This is a genomic window from Raoultella sp. (assembly GCF_039594335.1).
Classification (GTDB): domain Bacteria; phylum Pseudomonadota; class Gammaproteobacteria; order Enterobacterales; family Enterobacteriaceae; genus Klebsiella.
Genome location: NZ_JBCNNS010000199.1, coordinates 1 through 5667, shown reverse-complemented (window position 1 = coordinate 5667; position 5667 = coordinate 1). Strand labels below are relative to the sequence as shown.

General features: G+C 57.0%; 6 protein-coding genes and 2 pseudogenes. 3 read left to right on the top strand and 5 right to left on the bottom strand.

Annotated elements, in window-relative coordinates:
* The 3 genes from pcaF to ACZAHD_RS21205 form a co-directional block, all read right to left on the bottom strand.
* On the bottom strand, nucleotides 1-1182 hold a 1182-nt coding region (gene pcaF / locus ACZAHD_RS21215; RefSeq protein ID WP_462458514.1), incomplete at its 3' end, for a 3-oxoadipyl-CoA thiolase.
* 10 nt (nucleotides 1183-1192) lie between these two features.
* On the bottom strand, nucleotides 1193-1849 hold the full coding sequence (locus ACZAHD_RS21210) for a 3-oxoacid CoA-transferase subunit B (RefSeq protein ID WP_462458513.1): 657 nt from the start codon (nucleotides 1847-1849) through the stop codon (nucleotides 1193-1195).
* Between the two features lie 10 nt (nucleotides 1850-1859).
* Nucleotides 1860-2546 carry a 3-oxoacid CoA-transferase subunit A gene (locus ACZAHD_RS21205; protein ID WP_462458512.1) on the bottom strand — a complete coding sequence of 229 codons (687 nt, stop codon included), beginning with the start codon at nucleotides 2544-2546 and terminating at the stop codon, nucleotides 1860-1862.
* 167 nt (nucleotides 2547-2713) lie between these two features.
* On the opposite strand from ACZAHD_RS21205, the gene ACZAHD_RS21200 reads away from it, so the two are divergent.
* Nucleotides 2714-3520, top strand: coding sequence for an IclR family transcriptional regulator domain-containing protein (locus ACZAHD_RS21200; RefSeq protein WP_462458511.1), 807 nt, complete (start codon nucleotides 2714-2716; stop codon nucleotides 3518-3520).
* On the opposite strand, the gene smrA is transcribed toward ACZAHD_RS21200, so the two are convergent.
* Nucleotides 3517-4080, bottom strand: a complete 564-nt coding sequence (smrA, locus tag ACZAHD_RS21195; protein ID WP_462458510.1) for a DNA endonuclease SmrA — start codon at nucleotides 4078-4080, stop codon at nucleotides 3517-3519. The two genes, ACZAHD_RS21200 and smrA, sit on opposite strands and share 4 nt — an antisense overlap.
* 84 nt (nucleotides 4081-4164) lie before the next feature.
* Nucleotides 4165-4278 (bottom strand): annotated as a pseudogene (locus tag ACZAHD_RS21190) (LysR family transcriptional regulator); the annotation flags it as partial.
* 475 nt (nucleotides 4279-4753) lie between these two features.
* On the opposite strand from ACZAHD_RS21190, the gene ogt reads away from it, so the two are divergent.
* Nucleotides 4754-5269, top strand: a complete 516-nt coding sequence (gene ogt, locus ACZAHD_RS21185) for a methylated-DNA--[protein]-cysteine S-methyltransferase (RefSeq protein ID WP_462458509.1) — start codon at nucleotides 4754-4756, stop codon at nucleotides 5267-5269.
* A 195-nt stretch (nucleotides 5270-5464) separates the two neighbouring features.
* Nucleotides 5465-5667 (top strand): annotated as a pseudogene (gene fnr, locus ACZAHD_RS21180) (fumarate/nitrate reduction transcriptional regulator Fnr); the annotation flags it as partial.

The following is a 5667-nucleotide window of genomic DNA, read 5'->3' as shown; positions in this document are numbered from 1 at the left end:
GGCAATGCCCTGGCCGACGCCAATACACATGGTACACAGCGCATAGCGACCACCGGTGCGACGCAACTGATACGCGGCGGTCATCGCCAGACGCCCGCCCGACGCGCCCAAAGGGTGGCCCAGCGCAATGGCGCCGCCGTTGGGATTAACGTGAGGCGCATCATCGGCCAGCCCTAAATCGCGGGTCACCGCCAGCGCCTGCGCGGCGAACGCTTCATTCAATTCAATCACGTCCATTTGATCCAGCGTCAGCCCGGTCTGCGCCAGCACTTTACGTACCGCCGGAGCCGGACCGAAGCCCATAATGCGCGGCGCCACGCCCGCCGTCGCCACGCCGACAACCCGGGCCAGAGGTTGCAGATCGTTGGCCATCAGTGCCGATTCGCTGGCCAGCAGCAAGGCACAGGCACCGTCGTTTACCCCGGAAGCGTTCCCCGCAGTCACCGAACCATCTGGACGCACCACCCCTTTGAGTTTCGCCAGCGCCTGCGCCGACGTGCTGCGCGGGTGTTCATCGCGGGTAAACAACAGCGGGTCGCCTTTACGCTGCGCGACAGAGACCGGTATCAGCTCATCCGCAAACCGTCCAGCCTCCTGCGCCTCGGCGGTACGCATCTGGCTTCGCAGCGCAAAAGCATCCTGGTCAGCGCGGGAAATCGCGAACTCATCGGCCACATTTTCCGCGGTTTCCGGCATCGAATCCACGCCGTACAGCGCTTTCATCTGCGGGTTAATAAAACGCCAGCCGATAGTGGTATCTTCCATCTGCATCGTGCGGCTAAAAGCGCTTTCGGCCTTGCCCATCACAAACGGCGCCCGCGACATGCTCTCCACGCCGCCGGCGATCATCAGTTGAGTTTCGCCGCTTTTGATCGCGCGCGAAGCGAAGCCAATCGCATCAAGACTGGAGCCGCACAACCGGTTAATGGTACTGCCCGGCACCGTTTGCGGTAGACCGGCCAGCAGCAACGCCATGCGGGCAACGTTACGGTTATCTTCCCCGGCCTGGTTTGCGCAGCCATAAATCACGTCATCAATGCGCGCAGGATCCAGCCCTGGGTTACGCGCCAACAGCGCTTTCAGCGGCAGAGCGGCCAAATCATCGGCGCGCATCGTCGCCAGCGTACCACCAAAACGTCCGAACGGTGTACGCACCGCATCACAGATAAATGCCTGATTCATCATAGGTTCCTTATGCGATTTCCGCCAGATGTTCGAAGGTCAGCGCCACCGGAGTGATGCGCTGCAGTTCCTCAAAAGAGAGGCCGTTGAAAATTTCCCGTACCACCGGGCCGGTCGGCGTGATGTCAATGACCGCCAGGTCGGTGTAGATCCGGCTGACGCAGCCCACTCCGGTGAGCGGGTAGCTGCACTGTTCAACCAGCTTACACTCGCCGTCGCGGGTCAGATGATCCATCATCACAAACACCTGACGTGCGCCGATGGCGAGATCCATCGCCCCACCTACCGCCGGGATCGCGTCCGGGGCGCCGGTACTCCAGTTGGCAAGGTCGCCGCTGGCCGAGACCTGATACGCCCCCAGCACGCAAATGTCGAGGTGACCGCCGCGCATCATGGCGAATGAGTCGCCGTGATGGAAAAAGCAGCCGCCTTTGAGCAGGGTCACGTACTCTTTACCGGCATTAATCAGCTCAGGATCTTCTTCACCCGGCAGCGGCTTCCCCCCCATCCCCAACAGGCCATTTTCACTGTGCAGAAACACTTCTTTGTCGGTCGGCAGGTAGTTGGCGATGCGTGTAGGTAAACCGATGCCCAGGTTGACATAGGCCCCTTCCGGAATATCGCGCGCCACTCGCTGGGCCATTTCATCGCGGGTTAGTTTTTGCATGGCTGGCTCCTCAGGCGCGTAGTGCAGTGGTCAGGTGTTCCAGCGAGAACACGCGCTGGACGAAAATTCCCGGGGTGATCACGTTTTCCGGGTCAAGGTCGCCAAGGCTCACCAGACGGGAGACTTCAACGATGGTGGTCTTTGCGGCGGTGGCCATAATGGGACCGAAGTTACGCGCCGCTTTGCGGTACACCAGATTGCCCCAGCGATCCGCCTGATGCGCTTTGATCAGCGCAAAATCGGCCTTGATCGGGTATTCGAGGACGTACTGACGACCATCGATTTCGCGGCTCTCTTTGCCTTCAGCCAGCGGCGTGCCGTAGCCAGTCGGGGTAAATATCGCGCCGAGCCCGGCGCCGGCGGCCTGGATTCGCGCCGCGAGGTTACCCTGCGGAACCAGTTCCAGCTCCACTTTGCCGCGACGATAAAGATCGTCAAAAATCTGTGAGTCAACCTGGCGTGGGAAAGAACACACCATCTTTCTCACGCGTTCGGCCTTCAGCAGTGCCGCCAGGCCAACTTCACCGTTGCCCGCATTGTTGTTGATAATGGTCAGTTCGCGGGCGCCCTGCTCAATCAGGGCATCAATCAGGTACGTTGGCTGACCGGCGGGACCAAAACCGCCGATCATGATGGTCGCCCCGTCATGAATCCCGGCGATGGCATCACTTAGCGTCGACACGCTTTTATCAATCATCAGGTCGCTCCTTTACGTGCGGTAATCGCACTTTTATGCGTTTTTCGCACAAAATGTGACCCGCTTAACGATGTTGGTCAAGGGCGATAATCGAAATATGGTGCGATAATCGAACATCGTATATCTTTAGCGAAAGAATGTGATCGATGGCAAATATGGAGAAGAAAATGGAGAAGCATCCAGACGATTTACTGACGGGCGACAGCGATCCGTTTAAAGGCGATCCGAATTTTATGGCCTCGCTGGCTCGCGGGCTGGAAGTGATTCAGGCCTTCACCCCGCAGCGTCCGATCCTGTCTATCTCGCAAATCAGTCAGAAGACCGGCATTCCGCGCGCGGCGGTGCGCCGCTGCCTGTACACACTGGGCAAGCTGGGGTTCGTCTATGCGGAAGATGGCAAAAATTTCCAGCTGCGCCCGCGTATTCTGGCCCTTGGCCATGCGTGGTTAGCCTCCACGCCGCTGGCGCGTTCGGCGCAACCGGTGCTGAAACATCTGAGCGAAATGCTTAACGAGTCTTGCTCGATCGCCACCCTCGATGGCGACGATATTCTCTACATCGCCCGCGCCTCCAGTTCGCGGATAATGACCATCGATCTGGATATCGGCAGCCGCCTACCGGCCTGGGCGACCTCTATGGGGCGCGTGCTATTAAGCCATATGCCGGAAGAGAAGCTCAACGATATGCTAGCGCGGGTCACGATGATTCGCTACACCCCGCAAACGGTGGATTCGGTGAACAAGTTGCGCGCGGAGCTGAAGCGCGTCCAACAGCAGGGTTATGCGCTCAACGATCAAGAGTTGGAAATGGGGCTGCGCTCGCTGGCGGTGCCTTTATTCAACCCGCAGGGCCAGATCCAGGCCGCGCTGAACGTCGGCGTGCATGCCGGACAGGTCTCCACTCGCGAGATGCTGGAAAGAGTGCTCCCCGAGCTGCAAAAAGCGGCCCGGGAGCTGACGCTGCTGCTGCGCTAGCGGCTGCGTTTGGCGTGACGTTCCCAGTTTTCCTGTTTCGCCTCGGCGGATTTGCGCAACGCGACGTAACACGCTCCGCTGCCGCCATGCTGTGCCGAGGCCACACAGAACGCCTGTACCTCGGGCAGTTCGACCAGCCAGCGCGCCAGATAGCTACGCACGATATTGGCGTGTGCGTTATCTTCCCGCCCTTTTCCGTGCACGATCAGCAAATTGCGCAGCCCCTCTTTCTGCGCCTGTACCACAAAGGCAAACAGCATTTGCCGGCACTGTTCGACAGGACGGCGCAACAGATTCAGGCTGGCCTGCTGGTCATATTTCCCCAGACGCAGCTTATCCAGCACCCCGTTTTGCAGCCCTTCGCGTTTAAATTCCAGCGCGGTCGTCAGCGGCAGAATATCGAGATAACCGGTGGTGAGAAAATTATCGAGCTGCAGGACATCAAGACGCTGCGTCGGGCGGGGGTTGCGTTCAGGATGCCAATGAACGTCGTTGCCGCGCTTCAGAGGCTGAACGTCTTCCATGGCGCCAAGAAATAGCGATTTGTCGTCAAGATTCATGTGCACTCCTCCGGCTGCTACCGGAGGCTACTATACCACGCCCCGCGTCCTCAATGGGTTTGTCGACAATTTGCCCTCCCGATTTCAGGCGGGCAACAGGTGGCGACTTTGTCGGCGAAACTGGGTGATCAACGAGGCCGTTAGCGGCGTCTGGCGCGAGTCGCGGCGCTGGATCAGGTAACAGGTCGCTTTCGGTAACGGGTGGCCAGAACCTGATCACCCTCCCGCGCGCGGGACGAGACATGGCGTGACTACCGACGATCACGCGGATATTTACTCCCGCGCCGGACGACGTACTTCACCGTCTGGAGAGCGGCGTCGCTGATTTATAATATCAGCCTTATCCTGCACAGCATTTTTTCATCTACCTTACAGATGCCGTTTTTTTAAATGCATTTGTTTCAGCATGTTATACACGGACTCAATTATCAGAGAGACCGTATCTAACAATAACCCACTGATAATCAACATTAAAATCCCTGTCAGTATATATTGCATATCGATACCTCTGATGGTTATAAAAAAACCAGATTGCAATCGCGCGCCATTTCTCCCTCTGTATCCGCACAGCGGTGGATTATCTTTCAGGAGTATAGGTGCCGAAACGGAGCGCGTGATATCTTGTCAACACAGCGCAGTAATTATCTTGCAAATCAGGTAACAAGGAGAAACGATGCTGGTACTGCTGCAGGACAAAATCGAGACCCCGCTGGGGCCGTTATGGATTCTTTGCGATGAGCAGTTTCGCCTACGCGCCGTGGAATGGGATGAGCATAGCGACCGTATGACACAGCTGCTTGAGCTGCACTATCGTCATGAAGGTTATCAACGCATCGATGCCCGCGATCCCGGTGGGCTGAGTCGCCAGCTTGATGCCTACTTCGCCGGCGATCTCAGCATCATCGAGACGCTGCCGACGGCAACAGCAGGCACTCCTTTTCAACGCGAAGTCTGGCAAGCCCTGCGCACCATTCCCTGTGGTCAGGTGATGCATTACGGTCAGTTGGCGGAAGCACTGGGGCGTCCAGGCGCGGCGCGTGCAGTCGGCGCGGCCAATGGCTCAAACCCGGTCAGCATTGTCGTGCCCTGCCACCGCGTCATTGGGCGCAACGGCACCATGACCGGCTATGCCGGCGGCGTGCAGCGGAAAGAGTGGTTATTGCGCCACGAGGGGTATCTGCTTCTTTAACGCTACGTGCCTTTTATCGGAAGTATCAGACAATTTTACAATAAGCCAAAGGTAAATATTTCATTACCTATCAATAAGATAAAAGTAGTAAAAGCTTTACCCTTTTAATATTACGTGTTTCACGGGTTCGAGGCTTACCTGCTCACCAAAAAGATGTTAAAATTGACCAATATCAATTAAGGCTTGAGCAGACTTATGATCCCGGAAAAGAGAATTATACGACGCATTCAGTCTGGCGGTTGCGCAATCCATTGTCAGGATTGCAGCATCAGTCAGCTTTGCATCCCTTTTACTCTGAACGAGCACGAGCTTGATCAGCTGGATAATATCATCGAGCGTAAAAAGCCAATCCAGAAAGGGCAAACCTTATTCAAAGCTGGTGATGAGCTGAAATCTCT